This window comes from Algicola sagamiensis DSM 14643 (genome assembly GCF_000374485.1).
In the GTDB taxonomy this organism is placed as follows: Bacteria; Pseudomonadota; Gammaproteobacteria; order Enterobacterales; family Alteromonadaceae; genus Algicola; species Algicola sagamiensis.
Genome location: NZ_KB894492.1, coordinates 235,153 through 255,864 on the forward strand (window position 1 = coordinate 235,153; position 20,712 = coordinate 255,864).

General features: G+C 43.8%; 19 protein-coding genes and 1 pseudogene. 14 read left to right on the forward strand and 6 right to left on the reverse strand.

Annotated elements, in window-relative coordinates; all coding sequences use genetic code 11:
* Positions 1-1,428, forward strand: a complete 1,428-nt coding sequence (gene cysG, locus C505_RS0104635) for a siroheme synthase CysG (RefSeq protein ID WP_018691426.1) — start codon at positions 1-3, stop codon at positions 1,426-1,428.
* A gap of 111 nt (positions 1,429-1,539) precedes the next feature.
* Here cysG and C505_RS0104640 read toward each other — a convergent pair whose 3' ends face one another.
* Positions 1,540-1,899 carry a RyR domain-containing protein gene (locus tag C505_RS0104640; RefSeq protein WP_026317743.1) on the reverse strand — a complete coding sequence of 120 codons (360 nt, stop codon included), beginning with the start codon at positions 1,897-1,899 and terminating at the stop codon, positions 1,540-1,542.
* Positions 1,900-2,104: 205 nt separating this feature from the next.
* Here C505_RS0104640 and C505_RS0104645 point away from each other — a divergent pair, with 205 nt between their 5' ends.
* The 9 genes and pseudogenes from C505_RS0104645 (at position 2,105) to C505_RS0104685 (ending at position 10,510) form a co-directional block, all read left to right on the forward strand.
* Positions 2,105-2,707, forward strand: coding sequence for a hypothetical protein (locus C505_RS0104645; protein ID WP_018691428.1), 603 nt, complete (start codon positions 2,105-2,107; stop codon positions 2,705-2,707).
* A 296-nt stretch (positions 2,708-3,003) separates the two neighbouring features.
* Positions 3,004-3,465: pseudogene (locus tag C505_RS23465) on the forward strand (MFS transporter); the annotation flags it as partial.
* The gene (locus C505_RS23470; RefSeq protein ID WP_018691429.1) at positions 3,462-3,776 is read left to right on the forward strand and encodes a hypothetical protein; all 315 of its coding nucleotides are present in this window, start codon (positions 3,462-3,464) and stop codon (positions 3,774-3,776) included. The pseudogene C505_RS23465 and the gene C505_RS23470, both read left to right, overlap by 4 nt.
* 21 nt (positions 3,777-3,797) lie before the next feature.
* Positions 3,798-4,166 carry an MFS transporter gene (locus C505_RS23475; protein ID WP_157368805.1) on the forward strand — a complete coding sequence of 123 codons (369 nt, stop codon included), beginning with the start codon at positions 3,798-3,800 and terminating at the stop codon, positions 4,164-4,166.
* 162 nt (positions 4,167-4,328) lie between these two features.
* Positions 4,329-5,786: an ethanolamine permease gene (gene eat, locus C505_RS0104665; protein WP_018691430.1), complete on the forward strand. Its 1,458-nt coding sequence runs from the start codon at positions 4,329-4,331 to the stop codon at positions 5,784-5,786.
* 9 nt (positions 5,787-5,795) lie between these two features.
* Positions 5,796-7,166 carry a glutamine synthetase family protein gene (locus tag C505_RS0104670; protein WP_018691431.1) on the forward strand — a complete coding sequence of 457 codons (1,371 nt, stop codon included), beginning with the start codon at positions 5,796-5,798 and terminating at the stop codon, positions 7,164-7,166.
* Between the two features lie 58 nt (positions 7,167-7,224).
* Positions 7,225-8,622, forward strand: coding sequence for an aldehyde dehydrogenase family protein (locus C505_RS0104675; RefSeq protein WP_018691432.1), 1,398 nt, complete (start codon positions 7,225-7,227; stop codon positions 8,620-8,622).
* Entirely contained in the window at positions 8,622-9,782 is a 1,161-nt protein-coding gene (locus tag C505_RS0104680) for an iron-containing alcohol dehydrogenase (RefSeq protein WP_018691433.1), read from the forward strand. Before C505_RS0104675 ends, C505_RS0104680 begins: the two co-directional genes overlap by 1 nt.
* A gap of 20 nt (positions 9,783-9,802) precedes the next feature.
* Entirely contained in the window at positions 9,803-10,510 is a 708-nt protein-coding gene (locus C505_RS0104685) for a GMP synthase (RefSeq protein WP_018691434.1), read from the forward strand.
* A 40-nt stretch (positions 10,511-10,550) separates the two neighbouring features.
* Here C505_RS0104685 and C505_RS0104690 read toward each other — a convergent pair whose 3' ends face one another.
* The 3 genes from C505_RS0104690 to C505_RS0104700 all read right to left on the reverse strand — a co-directional run bounded on the left by C505_RS0104690 (position 10,551) and on the right by C505_RS0104700 (position 12,151).
* Positions 10,551-10,916, reverse strand: a complete 366-nt coding sequence (locus C505_RS0104690; protein ID WP_026317746.1) for a VOC family protein — start codon at positions 10,914-10,916, stop codon at positions 10,551-10,553.
* A gap of 66 nt (positions 10,917-10,982) precedes the next feature.
* Positions 10,983-11,681, reverse strand: coding sequence for a helix-turn-helix transcriptional regulator (locus tag C505_RS0104695; RefSeq protein WP_026317747.1), 699 nt, complete (start codon positions 11,679-11,681; stop codon positions 10,983-10,985).
* Positions 11,682-11,767: 86 nt separating this feature from the next.
* A complete protein-coding gene (locus C505_RS0104700) occupies positions 11,768-12,151 on the reverse strand; it encodes a c-type cytochrome (protein WP_157368836.1) in 384 nt (127 codons plus the stop codon).
* A 303-nt stretch (positions 12,152-12,454) separates the two neighbouring features.
* Here C505_RS0104700 and C505_RS0104705 point away from each other — a divergent pair, with 303 nt between their 5' ends.
* Positions 12,455-13,792, forward strand: coding sequence for a M16 family metallopeptidase (locus C505_RS0104705; protein WP_026317749.1), 1,338 nt, complete (start codon positions 12,455-12,457; stop codon positions 13,790-13,792).
* On the forward strand, positions 13,782-15,173 hold the full coding sequence (locus C505_RS0104710) for a M16 family metallopeptidase (protein ID WP_018691440.1): 1,392 nt from the start codon (positions 13,782-13,784) through the stop codon (positions 15,171-15,173). The genes C505_RS0104705 and C505_RS0104710 overlap by 11 nt, the downstream gene beginning before the upstream one ends.
* 30 nt (positions 15,174-15,203) lie before the next feature.
* On the opposite strand, the gene C505_RS0104715 is transcribed toward C505_RS0104710, so the two are convergent.
* Positions 15,204-15,827 carry a helix-turn-helix transcriptional regulator gene (locus tag C505_RS0104715; RefSeq protein WP_245556331.1) on the reverse strand — a complete coding sequence of 208 codons (624 nt, stop codon included), beginning with the start codon at positions 15,825-15,827 and terminating at the stop codon, positions 15,204-15,206.
* Between the two features lie 284 nt (positions 15,828-16,111).
* Here C505_RS0104715 and C505_RS0104720 point away from each other — a divergent pair, with 284 nt between their 5' ends.
* The gene (locus C505_RS0104720; RefSeq protein ID WP_018691442.1) at positions 16,112-16,546 is read left to right on the forward strand and encodes a hypothetical protein; all 435 of its coding nucleotides are present in this window, start codon (positions 16,112-16,114) and stop codon (positions 16,544-16,546) included.
* Positions 16,547-16,824: 278 nt separating this feature from the next.
* Here C505_RS0104720 and elbB read toward each other — a convergent pair whose 3' ends face one another.
* Positions 16,825-17,478 carry an isoprenoid biosynthesis glyoxalase ElbB gene (gene elbB, locus C505_RS0104725; RefSeq protein ID WP_018691443.1) on the reverse strand — a complete coding sequence of 218 codons (654 nt, stop codon included), beginning with the start codon at positions 17,476-17,478 and terminating at the stop codon, positions 16,825-16,827.
* A 436-nt stretch (positions 17,479-17,914) separates the two neighbouring features.
* Between elbB and polA the strand changes: the two genes are divergently transcribed.
* A complete protein-coding gene (gene polA, locus C505_RS0104730; protein ID WP_018691444.1) occupies positions 17,915-20,647 on the forward strand; it encodes a DNA polymerase I in 2,733 nt (910 codons plus the stop codon).
* Positions 20,648-20,712 lie beyond the last annotated feature (65 nt).

Sequence of the window (20,712 nt, forward strand, 5' to 3'; positions counted from 1 at the left end):
ATGGAATTTTTTCCGATATTTCTCAACTTAAAAAGAAAGCCAGTGCTGGTTGTTGGTGGTGGTGAAGTCGCTTATCGTAAAGTCACAGCTTTGAAAAAGGCAGGTGCACAACTCACAGTCGTTTCACCATCTTTCCATTCCTTATTTGGGGAATTGTCAACGAATGATTCGATTCGATACATAGAAAATGAATTTCACCCGTATTACCTTGACCATCAGTACCTTGTCGTATCTGCAACGGATGATCCACAAGTCAATACGGCAGTGTATCAAGCGGCGACACAGCGACGAATTTTTGTGACGACGGTGGATGACCTCAAACGAAGTAGTGCGATTTTTCCAGCTGTTGTTGATCGTTCGCCAATCATGATTGCCATTTCCAGTGCAGGAAAAGCACCAGTGTTGGTGCGAAAAATAAAACAGCAGCTGGAAACTTGGTTACCTCAGAGTTTGGGGCAGCTGGGAACATTGGCTGGCGAATATCGCGTGAAGGTAAAAGAGAGACTTCATCATTTTTCTGCAAGACGCTGGTTTTGGGAAGATTTTTTTCAGCGTTTTTCACCTTTTCAACATCATCGTGAAGCTGATGTTCGTGTTTATCTTGAGTCAGAGTTGCAAAATCCAGCGCCAAAAAAAGGTCATGTCGCATTAGTTGGTGCTGGGCCGGGTGATCCTGAACTTCTAACACTGAAGGCCTTACAAGTGATGCAATCTGCGGATGTGATTGTGCATGACCGATTGGTTTCTGATGCCGTATTAGCTTATGCGAGAAAAGATGCTGATTATATTTCAGTTGGGAAAACAGCTGGTCATCACTGTGTACCCCAAAAAGAAATTAATCAGATCCTGGTTGATTTAGCAAAAGAAGGTAAAGTGGTTTGCCGTTTAAAAGGTGGAGATCCCTTTATTTTTGGACGAGGTGGTGAAGAAGCGGAGATCCTTCATCAACAAGGTGTCGCTTTTTCAATTGTGCCTGGGATCACCGCTGCATCTGGCTGTAGTGCCTATGCTGGGATCCCACTGACACATCGAGATCATGCACAGCATGTACATATTGTAACAGGGCACCGCAAGTATGATAGCGAAGCAACAGATTGGCAAGCCCTTGCTCAATCAAACCAGACCTTGGTGATTTATATGGGGTTGCTACATGCCGAAGTGATCCAGCAACAGCTCATTACTCATGGGCGTGCGAAGGAGACACCTGTTGCAATTGTGGAAAATGGTACTCGGGATAACCAACGTGTGATATCTGGCACCTTGAATGAATTGTCACAACTGATCCAATCCAATGAAGTCGGGTCTCCTGGGCTGATTATTGTTGGAGAGGTGGTTGCTTTACAACAGTCCCTCCAGTGGTTTAAACAAGATCAAGAAGAGAAACAATTGGAAACAATCAACGTACAAGGACAAGTGAGAGCAAGCTGATTCAATTATTTAAGAATAAAGAATTAATTTATCAGAAAGGTTTTTGAAATTGATCCAATAAAAAAGGAGCTGCAAAGCCCCTTTTTGTTGATTGATGGAAGTAATCTAAATTTAATTTTGATTTTTGGTCATTTGCCGTGTCAAATTAACGACCTGATAATATAAATGTTCTCGAGCGCGGTCATGGGGTGGTAATTTTGCAAAGCTGATAATTCTTGGATCTTGTTTCTTATGTTCGTCCTTGACTGGACCCCAGCACCAGCCTTCGAGCGCTCTTCTTTTTAGCCACTGATTATGCTTGGTCTCAGGCCCGATACTTGGGTTTTGCAGATGAAACTCAACTTGATCAATCGCTGATGTTTTATACGACTCGGAGGTACACTCCCAGAGAGGCAAAGAGAAGTCGAGCATTGATTTGCGGTAAGCTCTGTCCATCTCATGAGCCATCCTCGCTATCTCTTCGATATTCATCGTCCCTCCATTACTGCAGGCATTTACTACCATTCAAAACGGTGTCTCAATTATCAAGAATACACATATGAATCGGTTGAAGATATCAGACAAATTCATGAATCTTTTATGATTCGAAAAAAAAGTTTGTCACAGATATGAAATGACTCTATGATGGGAAAACTAGCAAAAGAAATTAAATGGAATCAATCTTTTGGATATTTCAATGAAATGTAAAATCGATCAGGAAGATACCACGATTTCTGCTGTGCTTGCACGTAACATCGATGCTTTAATGAGAGCGAAAGGTATTCGCAGTGCGACCAAGCTGAGCGAAATTATTCGGGATTATGGGTTCGACTTGAGTAAAGCGCAAATCAGTCGTCTTCTGCGTTGTTCAAGTGAGGCAACAACATCCACGTTATATAAACTGGCTGTCGGTTTGGAATTAGATGTTCGGCAGTATCACTTGTTACTCAGTCCTGAAGGGTTTGACGAATTCGGCCGACCCCAAATTGCTCAACAGAAAACAACTCAACATCAAGATCTTGAGCATGAAGCTGATATTCACCAGCGTGAATTTATAGAAATTTATGCTCAAGCATTGGATACGGCTTTTCGTTGTATCGCTCGGACGAAGTTTCCTGAAGGTGTTGATACGAGCCTCGATAAACCCGAGAATCAAGTCTTGTTTAAACGCCTTGTCCATATGTCAGCACAACACCATCTGGAAGAATATCGGCATCATCAGTCGGACTTCTCTCAATCAACAGTGGATGAATCACAATCGACGAGTGTGCCATTTCACGTCAATACCGCAAAAGCTTAACTCAGCTAAATCCGTCACAACTTCCAATGACTTAGAATGAATTCACCTTGTTATCTCGAGGAACAAGGTGTGTTAATGACATTCATTTCAACAATCGAACATTTAAATAAACCATACAATTTACATAAAATTTTTTCTTTATATAATCGGAAATCATGGACTTCTGATATGAGGAAATAACGATGTTTCCAATCCGACAGGTACTTGCCTACCAATACTCACCGCTTGTATGGGGCATTTTTACTGGTAACTTTTTTAATCGCGGTACTTACTATATGGCTTAGCCATTCTTAACCGTTATTTTGCTCAAAGAATATCAACTTCCAGCCACGGATATTGGCATAGCTCTGGGTGGGGGCACATTCATTTCAGCCATCCTTGGTTTTATTTCTGGAATTCTTGCCGATAAATACGGGTGCCGATTCATGGTACTTTTAGGGCTGGTTTTTAGTATTTTCGGATTTATCACCTTTGCATTTTTTGAGTCATATATGACTTATATCGTTGCAATTGTGCTATGCTCGGTTGGTACTGCACTTTATAGTGGGCCTAGCAAAGCACTTTTAAGTCAGGAGGTTTCCCTAGCAGAAGCAAGAGGTATGGCGTTTCAAGTTTTATATTTTCTTACAAATGTTGGCGCAGCAGTTGGACCATTGGTGTTGCAATCGGCCTTTCTGCAAAACAGGAAACGTTTCTGGTTACTGCGGCAAGCTACGTCTTGTTATTCCTCGGACTATGCTGGACTTTTTACAGCATGAAAGGAATAATCAGGTCGATTGGAAGCGAACAAGAAACCCCAGTTTATTTTTTAGATATTCTGCACGCTTTAAAGCAGGATAGTCGTTTATTGTTGATTATTCTTGGTAGTGTAATCGTCAGTTTTGTTTACTCTCAATCAGATAGCTCACTTATTCAATATTTAACGAAGGCGGATGTCTCAGATTTAACGCTCTTGATTAGTTGTATGGTTGGGTTTAATTCTCTGACGGTAGCTCTATTTCAATTTCCACTTCAGTCCGTGACTCAATCTTGGAACACGCAACAACGGATCTATCTCGGTATAGCATGACTATTTATCGCGATGTGCTTGATGGCATTGAACCCAGTTGAAGCATTTTGGGGCTGGCTGATGATTATTTGGATATTTAGCTTAGGGGAGTCGATCCTATTTCCTGCGATGAATGTACAGATTGATGAAATTGCTCCACGTCATTTACTTGGGACTTATTTTGGAGCAAGTTCATTCAATTCACTTGGCTGGGCGTCAGCACCAGTCGTTGGTGGATTTTTCATTGAATATTTGACTGGCCACATATTGTTTCTGATGTGGGCTGGATTATGTCTTGTCTCAATGGGGATGTATATGCTGGCACAATCTTGTATATCTGGTATCACAACCCATCAGATAAATTATGCTATTCACGGCTTTATTACAAAATCTCATCCTAATGAAGGATAATCATTGAGCCACACTACTTTTTGCTCAATTATTATCCTTCCCATTCAATCCTTATTCAAGAAGTTTTATAGTCGACAGTTCAACGTTCCTGAGAAACACGCCATAGGATGAAGTCCTGGTTCCTGCCGTTGTGCGTGATGATATAAGCATTGGAGACAGACCATGCCATTAGACTCATCATCATCGAATTCATCGATTGGATACGAATCCGTATCCTCAGAATATTTTAACCAGCGACAATTAAAAAAAGGGGCAGTTGGTTGGGTCCTGTTAGCAAGTTTAGGAGTCTCTTATGTGATCTCTGGTGACTTTGCAGGATGGAATTTTGGGATCGCACAAGGTGGCTTTGGAGGCATGGTCATAGCGACTTTGCTGATGGCTTGCATGTATTTATGTATGGTGTTTGGATTGGCTGAACTTTCATCATCCATTCCGACCGCTGGCGGTGGATATAGTTTTGCAAGAAGAGCGATGGGACCTTGGGGAGGATTCCTGACTGGAACCGCAATTCTTCTCGAGTATGCGATTGCACCAGCTGCGATTGCGATTTTTATCGGGGGCTACCTCAATTCACTCATTGGATTGGATGGACCAATCGTTTATGCAAGCTTTTATGCCTTATTCATAGGGTTACATCTGCTTGGTGTCGGGCAGGCTCTGAAGATTATGATGGTGATTACCTGCGTAGCAGTGTTGGCGCTGGTTGTATTTGCAACAGGGATGATCCCATTTTTTGATGTTGATAATCTCTTGACCGTCGCGGTGAATCCACAGGCCGCAGGTGCGAATACATTTTTACCAGAGGGTTGGATTGGTGTTTGGGGAGCTTTACCTTTTGCGATGTGGCTGTTTCTGGCTGTAGAAGGTGTTCCATTAGCCGCTGAGGAAAGCGAGAACCCAAGCCGAGATATGCCGATTGGGATCATCGTTGCGATGATTGTACTAATACTTTTTGCTGTATCTGTGCTTGTTCTCGTACCAGGTGTTGCTGGAGCGGATGCGATGAAAGATCATCCCGCGCCTTTGGTTGGTGCGTTGGAATCCATATATGGTGTCAATTCCAATATAGCCAACTTCGTGAATGTCATTGGGCTATTCGGCCTGATCGCAAGTTTCTTCTCAATCATCTTTGCCTATTCTCGTCAAATATTCGCGCTGTCTAGAGCGGGTTACTTGCCGCGTTTTCTTTCTGTTACTGGAAAGAAAAAGGTGCCTACGATGGCTTTAGTGGTGCCAGGTGCGATTGGCTTCATGTTGTCGCTGACAGGGGAGGGGGATTTGATGATCACGATGGCTGTGTTTGGGGCGACCATTTCCTATGCACTGATGATGCTCTCTCACATGATTCTCCGTGTTAAAGAGCCTGAGATGCACAGGCCCTATAAAACTCCAGGCGGTGTGAAGACAACAGGGCTGGCGTTCATACTCGCGATTATTGCTTTTGCCAGTACGTTTGTCGTGAGCCTGGAGGCTGCGATTTGGTCTGCGGTTTTCTACGCAATTCTGGTTGGATATTTTGCTTTTTATAGTCGGCATCACCTCGTTGCCCAAGCCCCTGAAGAAGAATTCGATACGATCCAGCGTGCGACTGATGCGCTTGATCTTGAGCAAGAGAAGTGAAGGTAAGTTATGTTGGATCCAAGAGACGTAAAAACGATCGCTGACGCGAAACAAATTGTAGATGAACGGGGCTTAAGTCACGTTAAAGTTGGATTGTTTGATATGGATGGGGTGATGCTCGGGAAATATATGAGCAAAGATAAATTCTTTTCTTCTTTAGAAAAAGGGTTTGCTTTTTGTGATGTGATCCTGGGATGGGATGTGAAAGACCAACTCTATGACAACGTCAAATATACAGGTTGGCATACGGGGTATCCGGATGCCCCTGTTCGTATTATTCCTTCCAGTTGTCGCCCATTGCCATTTGAAAACGATATGCTGTTATTCATGGCTGAGCTCGATGATCAGGCAGCGGCGCTCTGCCCACGTGGTGTGTTAAACAGCGTCATACAACGTGCAAAAGACATGGGCTTTGATGTCAATGCAGCCTTTGAATATGAGTTCTTTCTTTTTCGTGAAACGCCACAAAGTGCGCGTGATAAAGGGTTTCGTGATTTGAGTCCAATCACGCCTGACTACTTCGGTTATTCCATTCTACGAAACTCTGTTTACTCTGATTTATACCATCAAATATTGGCTCTCGGTGAATCCATGGACTTTCCAATTGAAGGGATCCATACCGAAACAGGGCCTGGTGTATTAGAAGCCGCGATCGCCGTTGATAAGGCACAAAATGCCGCAGATAAGGCGGCATTGTTTAAAACCTTTATCAAAGTGTGGGCGCAAAAGCATGACATGATGGCAACCTTTATGGCGAAGTGGTCGCCGGATTGGCCGGGGCAAAGTGGTCATATTCATATTTCCCTTAATCATCACAATGGCGGTTCTGCATTTTTTGAGGAAGAACAACCCTACCAAATGAGTGATTTGCAACGACACTTTGTTGCTGGGCAACAGAGGTTTATGCCGGAGCTCATGTCGATGATCGCCCCAACTGTGAATAGTTATAGCCGATTGATTCCTGGGTTTTGGGCGCCCACGCATGCAACATGGGGTGTTGAGAACCGGACGACAGCCTTGAGGGTGATCCCTGGCTCACCGAAATCACAACGCGTGGAGTATCGTGTTGGGGCCGCTGATGCGAATCCGTTTTTAGCATTAGCTGCGGCCCTGGCATCAGGGCTATATGGCATTGAACATCAACTGGAGCCTGAGTCTCAGGTCCGGGGCAATGCTTACGATCAATCTCATGCGGATCATTTATCACTCCCGAAAACGCTTTTTGAGGCCGCACAAAATCTGAAAAAGTCTGAAGTCGCACTTGAATACCTAGGAGAGTCATTTGTACAGCACTTTTCAGCGTCGAGAGAGTGGGAAGAGCGAGAATACCGAAAGCATATTTCCGACTGGGAATTAGATCGCTACTTCGAAATAATTTAACGCATTGATGGAACAACTGAGGTTTCGTTGTTCCTCCTTAGTCTTAGAGAAAGAAGTGATGCAAGAGACAATAAAAACAATCTCGCCTATTGATCAACAAGTATATGTTGAACGAACACTTGCGACTCAACAGCAAATTGACACCACACTTGATACATCAGTCGAAGCCCAATCTTCTTGGGGTAAAACAGAAATTTCAGAGCGTAAAAGAATCTGCCGCCAGATGGTTAAGTACATGGAAGATCATGCGCAAGAGATTGGCTTAGAAATAGCTCATATGATGGGACGTCCCATCCGCTATGCTCGAGGAGAAGTTGCAGGCTTAGCTGAACGAGCACATGCCATGATTGAAATGGCCGAGTCTGCACTTGCGCCGATACAGCTTCAAGAAAAACCAGGATTTATCCGATATATTAAGCGCGACCCCATCGGGACATGTTTTATCATCGCACCTTGGAACTATCCATATTTGACGGCAGTCAATGCGATTGTACCTGCCATCATGGCTGGAAATTCAGTGATCCTTAAACACTCAGCACAGACCCCATTGGTTGCAGAGCGCTTTGCTGCTGCTTTTGAGGTGGCGGGCTTGCCGGAAGGCGTTTTTCAATATCTGCATCTCTCCCACGAAAACACGCAGCGAATGATCCAGGATTACAGGGTTGATTATGTTGCTTTTACCGGATCGGTTCCTGGTGGTCAAATGGTTGAGGAAGCAGCAGCAGGCCGTTTTATCGGACTTGGTTTAGAACTGGGTGGTAAAGATCCTGCGTATATTCGAGAAGACGCTGACTTGGATGCAGCGGTTGAAACGGTGATTGACGGTGCTTTCTTTAATTCAGGACAATCTTGCTGTGGTATTGAGCGGATCTATGTTCATGAAAAGCAATATGAGGCGTTTTTAGAAAAAGCGACGGCATTGATTTATGAATATCGTCTTGGACGTTCAGATGATCCTGAAGTCACGCTTGGGCCTATGGTACGCGCTAGTGCTGCGGACTTTGTCAGGAAACAAATTAAAGAGGCTGTTGCACAAGGAGCCGTCACACACATTGATCCATCGCGATTCCCTTTCGACGAATCAGGGACACCCTATATGGCACCTCAGCTACTCAGTCATGTCGATCATCAAATGCGTGTGATGACAGAAGAAAGCTTTGGACCTGTTGTTGGTGTGATGAAAGTGGCAAATGACGAAGAAGCTGTTGCATTGATGAATGATTCTGAATTTGGGCTGACGGCCAGTATATTTACACGGGACATTGAGCATGGCATCCAGTTAGGGGAGAAAGTCCAGACAGGCACTTTCTTTATCAATCGGTGTGACTATCTTGATCCTGAATTGGCTTGGACGGGAGTGAAGAACTCTGGAAAAGGGTGCACTTTATCCAAGCATGGTTACGACGCCTTGACGCGCCTAAAGTCGTTTCATGTCAAGCAACCTGAGGTGAAATAATGGACGCATTTACTGCAAACTGGAATTATCCAACACAGATGAAAGTTGGTGTTGAACGGAGCAAAGATTTACCTGATATCTGCCGAATGGTTGGGATCCAAGCACCACTCTTTGTGACTGACCCAGGCTTGGCCGAGCTACCCATGACTTCAGCGCTGATTCAACGTTGTGAAAGGCAGGGTCATCGTGTTTCCTTGTTTTCCAATATTAAATCAAATCCGAACGGTGAAAATGTGATTGCGGGTGTCCAAGCTTTTCGTGCTGGTAGGCATGATGGTGTGATTGCTTTTGGGGGTGGATCTGCGCTGGATGCAGCGAAGGCGATTGCTTTGATGGTTGGTCAAGATAGAGCGCTTTGGGACTTTGAAGATGTTGGAGATAACTGGCTTCGTGTAAACGCACAGGGGATCGCACCAACAATTGCGGTCCCCACAACAGCAGGCACTGGCTCGGAGGTTGGTAGAGCATCAGTGATCACTGACGAAAAATCTCAGGTCAAACGCATTATCTTTCATCCTGACATGTTACCAAATGTCGTGATCCTCGATCCGAATCTAACGGTTGGTCTTCCACCTCATATCACCGCTGCAACAGGGATGGATGCATTGTCTCATGCACTTGAAGCATTGTGCGCACCTTTTTACCACCCAATGGCGGAAGGGATTGCCATTGAGGCGATCCGCTTAGTGAAGGAAAACTTACCGCTTGCTGTCGCGCAGGGTGATCACCTAGAGGCACGAATGAATATGCTCGTTGCTTCTTCGATGGGCGCAACAGCATTCCAGCGTGGGCTTGGGGCAATGCATGCTTTAGCGCATGCATTGGGTGCGATGTATGATAAGCACCATGGTTTGCTGAATGCCGTCCTGATGCCTTATGTCCTCAAAGCGAATCGAGTCGCAATCGAAAAACCAATTGCGCGCTTAGCCAACTATTTACAACTGAGTTCGTCAGATTTTGATGGCTTTTATGCGTGGGTGATTGAATTACGCCAGCAACTTGAGATACCACACACATTCGCTGACATTGGTCTTGACGATCAGCTAGCTAACTTAGTGGGTCAAAAAGCATATCAGGACCCATCAGCAGGTGGGAACCCTATTCAATTTTCTGAAGCCGAGTATACTAAGCTATTTCTGAATGCCCTCCATGGGGCTTAAATAATGGTGGAATTGGAATCATGAAGATTGGCGTGCTGGTCTGCGATCATATTCAAGAAAAGCTTCAAGCTGAGCACGGAGATTACCCACAGATGTTTACACGGTTTATCAAGGAGATGGATGAGTCATTTACCATCAATTTGTATGATGTAACCGAAGGTGATCTCCCTGCATATATTGATGAATGTGATGCTTATATGGCAACTGGAAGTCAGTATAGTGCTTATGAAAATCACGCCTGGATCGATCAGTTAACACTATTTGTTCGTGATCTATATACCAACAAGAAGCCTTTTGTCGGGATCTGTTTTGGACACCAGGTGATTGCAATGGCGTTGGGAGGAAATGCCGAAAAAAGCCACAAAGGTTGGGGGATCGGCGTTTCACGCGGTATGGTTCAACGAGAGTTGCCTTGGATGACACCCATGAAGGAAGAACTCAATTTGATGGTCACCCACCAAGATCAAGTCACACAGCTTCCACCTGAAGGTCACATTTTGATGGGAAATGCTTTCTGTCCAAATGCGATGATGCAAATCAGTGATCACTTTCTTGGAATTCAAGGGCATCCCGAGTTTACGAAGTCCTATTTACATGATTTGGTCCAAACGCGAGAGGGGGTGATCCCAGAGCATGTATACCGGGCCGGGTTAGATTCCCTCGACATGAAAACAGATGGACAGCTTATTGGTCAATGGATAGCCAAGTTTTATAGACAGTTTGTTTAGGCCCTGATGAGGGACCTCTATTAGAGGTCCAATTGTCAAACTACTCAATATTTAACTTTGAAACACGGATGCGATGAAAGTCTGGGTCAATCGCAACAAATGTATCGCCGAAACAGAGCTCCGTAGGTTCTTGCAGAAATGATACCCCTTTTGATTTCCATTGTTCATAAATTCGCATCAACGCGCTTGTTTCATTCACCTTAAATGAAAGCTCCGTACCACCACCCGATGTGTCTGGTTTAGAAGAGGCTGTATCAATTTGCTTTAAAGCGACTGGTATGTCCAAAGGAAAAGCAACGAATGTTGGTGAAAGGTATCGACCTTCTTCCTCAAAGACACGGCTGTAGAACGTGTAACTTTCATCAATATCTTTGACATAAAGTACAAGTGAATCAACCTTAAGCATCATAACTCCTTCAATTTATTTCTTGAATGTGGAGGCTACAATAGCCTGCATGAATGACAGTTTTTGTCAGTAGCGGAGCTCTTCTGCTTTGATCCCTTGCTGCGAGCGCCAATCTTTGAGCAGTTCACGTCGATGGCAGGGATATTTCTGATGCGTTAGGCTGTATTGCTGTATCCGGTCTAGCCGAAAATGTCGGAATGCATTCCTATTTTCACACCATGCTGTGAGAACATAACATTGTTGAAATAGCCCGATGAGTATTGGCCAAATGATTCTCGTTGTGTGCTGATCTTTCTTATCAAGGTAGGTGATTTTCGCTTTATGTTGAGATTGAATGGATTGAGTTATCTCAGATAAATGAGGACATTCCGGCACTTCCAAGATAGAAGGGATATGCATGACCTGTTCTTGATGTTTTATATTGTGGTATTCTGGTAAAACGGCAGAAATTTTTGCAATCGCATTTTGTGCAGCATCAGAAAACCGCCCTTCTGCTTGTTTCGCCATCCAATTTGCACCTAACACTAAGACTTCCAACTCTGCTGTTGTTAGCGTCAGCGGAGGAAGCGTAAAGGTTGGCTTCATGATGTATCCAAGCCCGGTTGCACCTTCAATTTCTGCGCCTTGTGCCTGCAATGTTGCTATATCTCTATAGATGGTGCGAGTGCTCACGTTAAGAGATTGTGCTAGTGATTCTGCTGGAACAGGATATTTATGACATCGTAATAATTGAAGCAGGTCGAAGAGTCGTTGACTACGTGACATATCGAGAAAAGCTATTCTAGGAAGAAGTAAGGCGTGAAACCATAACGGCTCACGCCATAAAACAGCTGGCTTTGCTTTGGAAGCAATTAAGTCCCTTGTAGCATGAACTCGATTGCTGCTTTGATCTCGTCATCAGAGCAATCCATACATGTACCTTTTGGTGGCATTGCATTGATACCATTGATTGCATTCGTGAGAAGGCTATCAAAACCTTTCTCTTTTCTTGGACCCCAGTCCGCAGCATTACCTTTAACAGGAGCACCAATCCCCGCGGTTGCGTGACAAGCAATACATGCTTTGGAGTAGACTTCCTCACCACTTCTTGTGCCACCAGCACTTGCGCTGGCTGTCGATGCAGCAGCACCAGCAACGTGAACAGAACCAATTGGCTTAAGTCGCTTGGCAATTGCTTCATCAGACATGTCATTAGACGTTGAAACGGCGTTTGCTGACGTGATTACGCACAGCATGGCTAGTGCCGCAGATACCTTCTTGATCATAATTTTCGCACTCACTCTATCTCGTCGAAATGCAATCGGGTTGAAGCCCTCAGTGATAATTGGGGATTATAGCGGTTTGCAGGTATGAAAAGGAAGACTAATCGCTTAGAAAATGCGCATCCTCTTCGAATTAATTCATTTTTCCAGTATTGGATCAAACCGAATAAGGGTGAATACAGACCAAAGGGTGAAAAACTAGGTTGGCGCTCATTTCCCAAGCAGTATTGTTATGGCAGAATGCAACGCAAACTAACGAATAGAGAGAAGTACAATATGCGCAAGTTGGGTTTTGCCTGTGTATTCTTTTTCCTCGTGTTCCGATCCTTCAATTCGATGGCGGTTCTTACAGAAAAAGAAGTGCAGACCTTTACATTAAACAATGGAATGAAAATCTTGGTTGTTGAGGATGGCTCCATTCCGAATGCCAATATGTATACCTTTTGGAAAGTAGGCTCCAGAAATGAAGCGCCAGGGACAACAGGGCTGTCGCACTTTTTCGAACATATGATGTTTAACGGCTCAAAAAAGTATGGGCCAAAGATGTTTGACCGAACGATGGAAGCGAATGGCGGCAGCAATAACGCCTATACGACTGCAGATATCACGGTATACACCAACTGGTTTCCTGCGCAGGCACTGGAAACAATTTTTGATTTGGAAGCTGATCGGATAGCGCATTTGAGTATCGGCCCTAAAATGGTCGAGAGTGAACGGGGCGTTGTTGCTTCTGAGCGCTCAACACGACTGGAAAATTCTAATTTTAGCCTTCTATATACTGAAATGTTGGGGGTTGCATTTCGAGCGCATCCTTACAGTTGGCCTGTGATTGGGCATGCTTCAGATATCGCAGCCTGGGATATGGATGATCTCAAAAGTTATTACAAAACTTATTATGCTCCCAATAATGCAGTGGTTGTAATCGCAGGTGATGTGACCCTGGAACAAGTGAAAAAACTAGCCAAGAAATACTTTGAACCGATCCCAGCACAGTCCGCGCCTAAAGCTGTTCGCACGATTGAACCAGAACAAAAAGGTGAGCGTCGATTTTATGTCCATAAAGCATCTGCTTCATCAGAAAACTTGATGATGGCTTACCACATCCCAGAAGAAAATCATACGGATACACCTGCCTTGAATGTACTGGCAGATATTTTAGGAAAGGGGAAAAGTTCCAGACTATATCAGCGCCTTATTGAGCAAGATAAAATCGCTTCATCTGTGTATGCATTTCGTAATGAATCACTCGATCCCCATCTCTTTTTTATCAGTGCAGTGGCCAATGGGGATATTTCAGCGAAGAAAATGGAATCTGTGATCCTTGAAGAAATTCAACTCATTCTAAAAGAAGGGATCACGGAGCAGGAATTACAAAAAGTGAAAAATCAACGCCTGGCTGATTATTATCGTCAAATGGCAACGATTAATGGCAAAGCCAATTTGATTGGGACTTATGAAGTCTATGTTGGCGACTACCGGACGCTATATCGTCAGCCAGAGATTGATAACGCAGTGACGGTTGATGATGTCTTACGCGTCGCGAAGCAGTATTTCAAAAAGTCGAATCAAACCGTTGGGATCCTTGGGCCAAAGGAGGATATATATGCGCAGTAAAATGCTTCTTCAAAAACTCATGACTTTCGTGACGGTAAGTCTGTTTCTTGGCCAAACTGTCAACGCATTTGAGTTGCCTGAATATGAGTATTACCAGCTTCAAAATGGTTTGTCAGTCTATTTAATGCCGCAAAAGGAAGTGCCTCTTATTGATGTGTTATTTGTGACGCGGGCGGGCTCTGCGCTTGATGGTGAGAACTATGGACTGGCGAATGTGACTGCCAAAACAATGCTATTTGGTACACAAGCGATGACCAAAGCGACTTTGGATGAGCGAATGGACTTCATTGGTGCTGATTTAAAGGGTTCGGCGTCAAAAGACAGTACTCAGATACAAATTTCCGCGATGAAGCAAAACACCATGGAAGTCTTATCCTTATTGAAAACACAAATACGTGAACCTCGTTTTGCAAAGCCAGATTTTCAACATTTTGTAGAAAAGACAAAGGAAAAGCTAAAGCAGGCTCGACAATATCCAGGTCGTGTCTTGCATGGGTATTTTGAACAATCACTCTTTGGTGAGCATCCTTATGGGAAGCCATTAAATGGCACCTTGAAGTCGCTTGAGCAGTTGGATCTTGAGAAAGTGAAAGCATTTCATCAACAGTGGTACCAACCCAATCGTTCTGCGGTCATTGTCTCGGGTGATTTTGATATAGCACAGGTGAAGAAGTTGATTCACCAATACTTTTCATCCTGGGAAGCACAAAAGCAAAAGTTGATGGTGAGAAACCATTTTCAATCCACTCAAGATAAGCAAAAAGTATTATTAGTAAATAAAGAAGATGCACATGAGACTCAAATCTTAGTCGGAGGGCCGGGAATTGCATTTGACCACCCAGATGCAACAGGTATTGCGGTGATTAATACCATCCTTGGGGGCCGATTTACTTCGTGGCTGAATGATGAACTTCGGGTGAACTCTGGGTTAACCTATGGTGCTCGCAGTCGGTGGTCAAAATATGACTTAGGTGGTTCTTTCGCCATGACCACTTTTACGAAGACGGCGACAACCTTTGAAGCATTGGATCTGATGCTCAAAACATACAATCGTCTTTTTAAAGAGGGGATTGATCAAAAAACTTTGGACTCAGCGAAGGCGTATATTCAAGGACAGTTTCCTCCAAAATATGAGACATCGACACAACTTGCGGCCCTTATCGGAAACATGTTTGTCTATGGCTTTGATAAAAGCTACATCAATGGATTTGAAAAGCGCGTTCAATCACTGAATAAAAAAGAAGTTGATCGCTTGATTCAAACGTATTTTCCAAATCAGGGATTACAGATTGTTTTAATCGGAAAAGCGGACGACTTGCGTGAGAAAACCAAGCAATATGGTGAACTGACAGAGGTCTCTATATTGCAGGAATTACTCTAAGCGAGGCAGGAGAAGTGGCAGCAGAAGCTGTCACTTCTTCGTTATACGGTAACTACAGCGATGGTCTTCGTTGATGATATGATCGACTCTAGATACATTTGCCTCAGGTAAACAAGCCTGAAAAACAGAGAGTTCGGAGCGACAAAAGTTTTGACATGCTGTTGCAGCATCACAGATTGGACAATGATGTTCGACAAGTAACAAACCACTCTCATCCGATAAGACTTCTGCCATATAACCTTCATCAGCACGCATTTTAGCAAGACATTGGACTTTTTCATCAATGCTCTGACAATTCTCCAGTGCTGCTTGATACTGGCTGAGTTGTTGCTTCTCTCTATTTTGGATCACTTGGCTTAAACCGGATTCTCCAAAGGTTGCCTTGATATTCTGGATTAATTGAATTGATAAATCGCTATGGCGGTCAGGGAATCGAGCATGACCTTGTTGTGTGAGTTGCCAAAACCGACTTGGGCGACCTCTTTTTTCAGCACGATCAAATGTTGAGATCATGCCGTCCTGCTCCAATGCCTGGAGATGTTGCCTTGCACCCATAGAGGTCATCGACAGCTGTTTGGCTATTTGCTGTGCTGTCTGTGGGCCTTGGGTCTTGAGGATATGTAATATGCGATCAACGCTTGCACCTTTCATCATGGCATTATTATCCACAAAATAACGTGTGTTGAAAATGATGTGAGGCCTGTTTTCTTTGAGGGCATTGTCAAAGCTCCGTGAATATTGGTATCTTTCCCTATTGTTCAACCTACAAATGCATTGAACTCCTTTGCTATCAAAGCGTCTATTGTTTCAATGGACTGGATATCGACCTTCCAACTTAAGGGTTAACTCAGTGAACCCTTCCACGCTATATCTTACAAGACGAAGTTCTATAAGATGGTGCGCAATACAGCAACGTTAAACAAGCCATTAGGTACATTATGATCAATAAAACACTGACGATTTCTTTCTTATCTTTTTTTCTGATTCTTCTTTCTGGATGCGAACAGGGGGAGCATGTTGCTCATTCTCAATCAACATCTTCGACGAAGTTCACGATTGAGGTTGCTGTACAACCAAATGGTGAGTTTCAGCAGACAAAGAACTCGAATGGGGCAACCGTTGATGTGTCTGGTATTGTTGAACCATCAGAAGGAGGCTACCTCGTCAAAATTCGTTATGAAAGACTGGACCAATCCGGTCATCCAAAGCGTCAGTTAGCAACGCGAGTCTTCGTCGAGTCAATGGCACCCATTGTTGTTGGTGGCTATTCAGATGAAGCGAAGAAGGATATTGTGCAACTTCTACTTTTGAAAAATGATAAACAAGAGCTAAGCATCAAGGTGATGGAGGAGACAAGCCTCATTCCTTCCTAACGACCAAACGATGTTTCAGTTCTCACCTTTCATCGTTCCAGTTGATGAGGCCCTTTATACGGGCCTTGATTGAGACTCTTGTTCCTTCCAAAAAAATATCGCCGCTACGAACTCTCTAGGCAGCTTAAAATGCTTATTTTAGGGCTATTTAACCCGCTGGAATATAAAAAGCTATTTGTATTGAGATTGAAAGGCGTAAGGTGCAAGCCTCAGCCTAAAAATCATCCAAAACCATCTCTCGCTGCGTTGACGCGAAATCAGAGAAGGTTTTTCATAATCTATTTCGTTAAATCTAGAACGCTGTTGACTAGCTTATCAATGCCCTTTGAAGCTTCCAAAATAGAACCAGCGAGCATATATGCGGGTGTGCTGATCACTTTGTTCTCCTCATCAATGACGATATCGTCCACTGGGCAATTGATATGGAGTGCTCCCATTTGCGTTAGCGCTGCAGCCGTATCTGCATCCGTACCAATCGTTGCTTTAATTCCTTTCTCATAGATCAGTGGGATCATTGCCGGGGCGATACAAATGTAACCGGCAGGTTTTTTCTGACTGGCAAATTCAAGACAAGCACGTTGAACATCTTTATTCACAGTGCAATCTGCGCCAGCAACAGCAAAGTCACATAGGTTTTTTGCGGCCCCGAAACCTCCAGGAACGATAAGTGCGTCGAAATCACTGGCAGATAGCTCGGTGACAGGTTGAATATTACCACGGCTGATCCTGGCCGCTTCAACCATCACATTTCTGTTTTCAGACATTTCTTCTCCAGAGAGATGGTTGATCACATGCATTTGCGGAACATCTGGCGCAAAACATTGATATTGAGCACCCGATTTTTCGATCGCAAGTAAGGTGAGGATCGATTCATGGATCTCGGATCCATCAAATACACCACACCCGCTGAGAATGACGGCTACTTTTTTCATTTTCATTTCCTATCTGTTTAAAAGGTCGTTTCTGAATCAGGTATATCAAGGCTTATATCAAATATGAATCAATAAGACCGAAAATCATTGAAAAATATTTTTATAAAAACTCGGTGGAATGTCTAACTTTGTGATAGATTAAATTCCATCCAATGAAAAATGTTCATCCAGAAAAAATGTATAAAAATAAAATTTCCACATTTGCCTTTCCCGACAAATTTTCGACGACTCAATAAATCCTGATCTTAATTATTTAAAAAATAAGGTTTTTTTGTTTTTGTTGTTTCCGTCTGAAAAGAACTGTTCGATCTGTCTATTCTTTATGAACAGAGTTATCCACAGCTTGTCCTAAAATGGTCAAGTCTTGAGTTCTATTCAGTTGCGGGGAGTTATGGCATTCTATAGCAAAATTTTTCAATGACAGAATTACAAGCTCATGATCCCTGAAAATCCACTGATTTTAGTTGATGGCTCTTCCTATCTTTTTCGTGCATATCACTCCCCACCACACCTCAGTAATTCGAAAGGTGAACCAACGGGCGCTATTTATGGTGTGATCAATATGATCAAAAGCTTGCAAAAGCAGTTTTCGCCAACAGAAATGGTTGTTGTGTTTGATGCGAAAGGCCCAACTTTCAGAAATGACATGTATGCTGAATACAAAGCAAATCGCCCACCAATGCCAGATGACTTGCGCTCTCAAATCCAACCGACACACGATATCATTCGTGCGATGGGGATCCCGTTGGTCTCAATTGAAGGTGTTGAAGCGGATGATGTCATTGGAACGCTCGCTGCGCAAGCTTGCCGTCAGGGTCGTGCAACCTTGATCAGTACTGGTGATAAGGATATGGCACAACTTGTCAGTGAAAATGTTACCCTTATCAATACGATGACCGATACGGTATTGGATCCAGCGGGTGTAACGGAAAAATTCGGGATCCCACCGGATTTGATCATTGATTATCTTGCATTGATGGGTGACTCATCAGATAACATTCCTGGTGTCCCTGGTGTAGGACAAAAGACGGCGCTTGCAATGTTACAGGGGATTGGTGGTGTCAGCACGCTTTACAAGCGAATTGATGAGATAGCAGCGCTTGGTTTCCGTGGTTCCAAAACGATGTCCAAGAAGCTTGAGGAAAACAAAGAGTTACTCGAACTATCCTACGCGCTTGCAACGATCAAAACGGATGTTGACCTACCGATTACATTGGATGATTGCCACGTTTCAGAGGCTGATCTCGACGCATTGGCGCAATTATATGGTGTTTGTGAGTTTCGTCGTTGGCTGGATGATGTGCTCAGCAAATCAACGGGAAGCGCTGCACCAGATGAGTCATCTCAAATAGAAAAGCAACCAGCTGAATATGAAACGATTCTCACGGAATCCGCTTTCGAGAAATGGCTTGAAAAGCTCAGCAAGGCGGAGCTTTTTGCACTCGATACAGAGACAACAAGCCTAGACTATATGCAGGCCAAGCTTGTCGGGTTATCCGTTTCTGTTGAATCAGGAGAAGCGGCCTATATTCCTATTGGGCATGATTATGAAGGTGCGCCTGTTCAACTATCTCAAGACTTTGTGCTCGAAAAATTAAAACCAATTTTGGAATCTGAGTCAGCAAAAAAAGTTGGTCAAAACCTCAAGTATGATATGAGCATCCTCGCACGTCATGGTATTGATTTGAAAGGCGTGCAACACGATACAATGTTAGCTTCATACGTCTTTAATAGCGTTGCAGCGCGACATGATATGGATAGTCTGGCACTCAAATACCTTTCCCATAAAAATATCAGTTTCGAAGACATTGCAGGTAAAGGGGCGAAGCAAAAAACTTTCAATCAAATTGAATTGGCTGAAGCGGCACCATATGCAGCAGAAGATGCAGATATTACGCTACAACTACATGAAAAACTTTGGCCAAGTGTGCGTGATGATAACGCGCTTAGATATGTTTATGAAAATATAGAAGTCCCATTATTATCGATTCTTTCACGTATTGAGCGTCAAGGCGTCCTCATCGACAGCGATCATCTTCATCAACTCAGTATGGAATTGGAACAGCGTTTGGGTGAGCTTGAACAACAAGCCCATGATCTCGCAGGCGAGACCTTCAATTTAGGTAGCCCAAAACAATTGCAGCAAATCCTGTTTGAAAAGCTCGGTCTCCCAGTGATCAAGAAAACGCCAAAGGGTGCTCCATCAACCGCTGAGGAAGTTCTTGTTGAGTTGGCCCATGATTATGACTTACCGCAAGTGATCATCGAGCATCGAGGATTGGCAAAACTCAAGTCCACGTATACCGATAAATTGCCGCTGATGGTGAATGGAGAAACAGGGCGCGTACACACATCTTATAACCAAGCGGTGACAGCGACAGGACGTTTATCGTCGACGGATCCTAACTTACAAAATATCCCAATTCGAAATGAACAGGGAAGACGGATCCGCCAGGCGTTTATTCCTGCTCCTGGATATCAAATACTCGCTGCGGACTATTCCCAGATTGAACTTCGGATCATGGCTCATTTATCGCAAGATGCAGGGCTATTGGATGCCTTTGCAAAAGGGAAAGATATCCACCAGGCAACGGCGGCAGAAGTTTTTGGTGTGCCACTTGAGGACGTTTCCTCTGAGCAGCGCCGGCGTGCAAAAGCCGTAAACTTTGGTTTGATCTATGGTATGTCTGCATTTGGTTTATCCCGACAGCTAGGGATCCCTCGTGGTGAAGCCCAAGAATATGTTGACTTGTATTTTGAACGTTTCCCAGGCGTGAAAACATATATGGAAAATACGCGTCAGAAAGCGGAAGAAAAAGGCTATGTTGAGACGCTCTTTGGTCGACGCTTACACCTGCCTGATATTCAAGCGAGAAATGCAATGCGTAAAAAGGCTGCTGAGCGTGCAGCGATTAATGCACCGATGCAGGGTACCGCAGCCGATATTATCAAGCTGGCAATGATCCAAATGGACGTGTGGCTGAAAGATAAAGGCGATGATGTGAAAATGATCATGCAAGTGCACGATGAGCTGGTTTTCGAGATCAAAGCCGATAAAGTGGATGCATATCGAGAAGAAATCTGTCGCGTGATGAGTGAAGCGGCATCATTGGATGTGCCACTTGTTGTTGAAGCGGGCGTAGGTGTACATTGGGATGAGGCGCATTAGGTTAAAAAAGTTTTTGAAAAAAGTTTGAACTAATCAAAATCGACAGAGTCTGACTTTATAGTTTG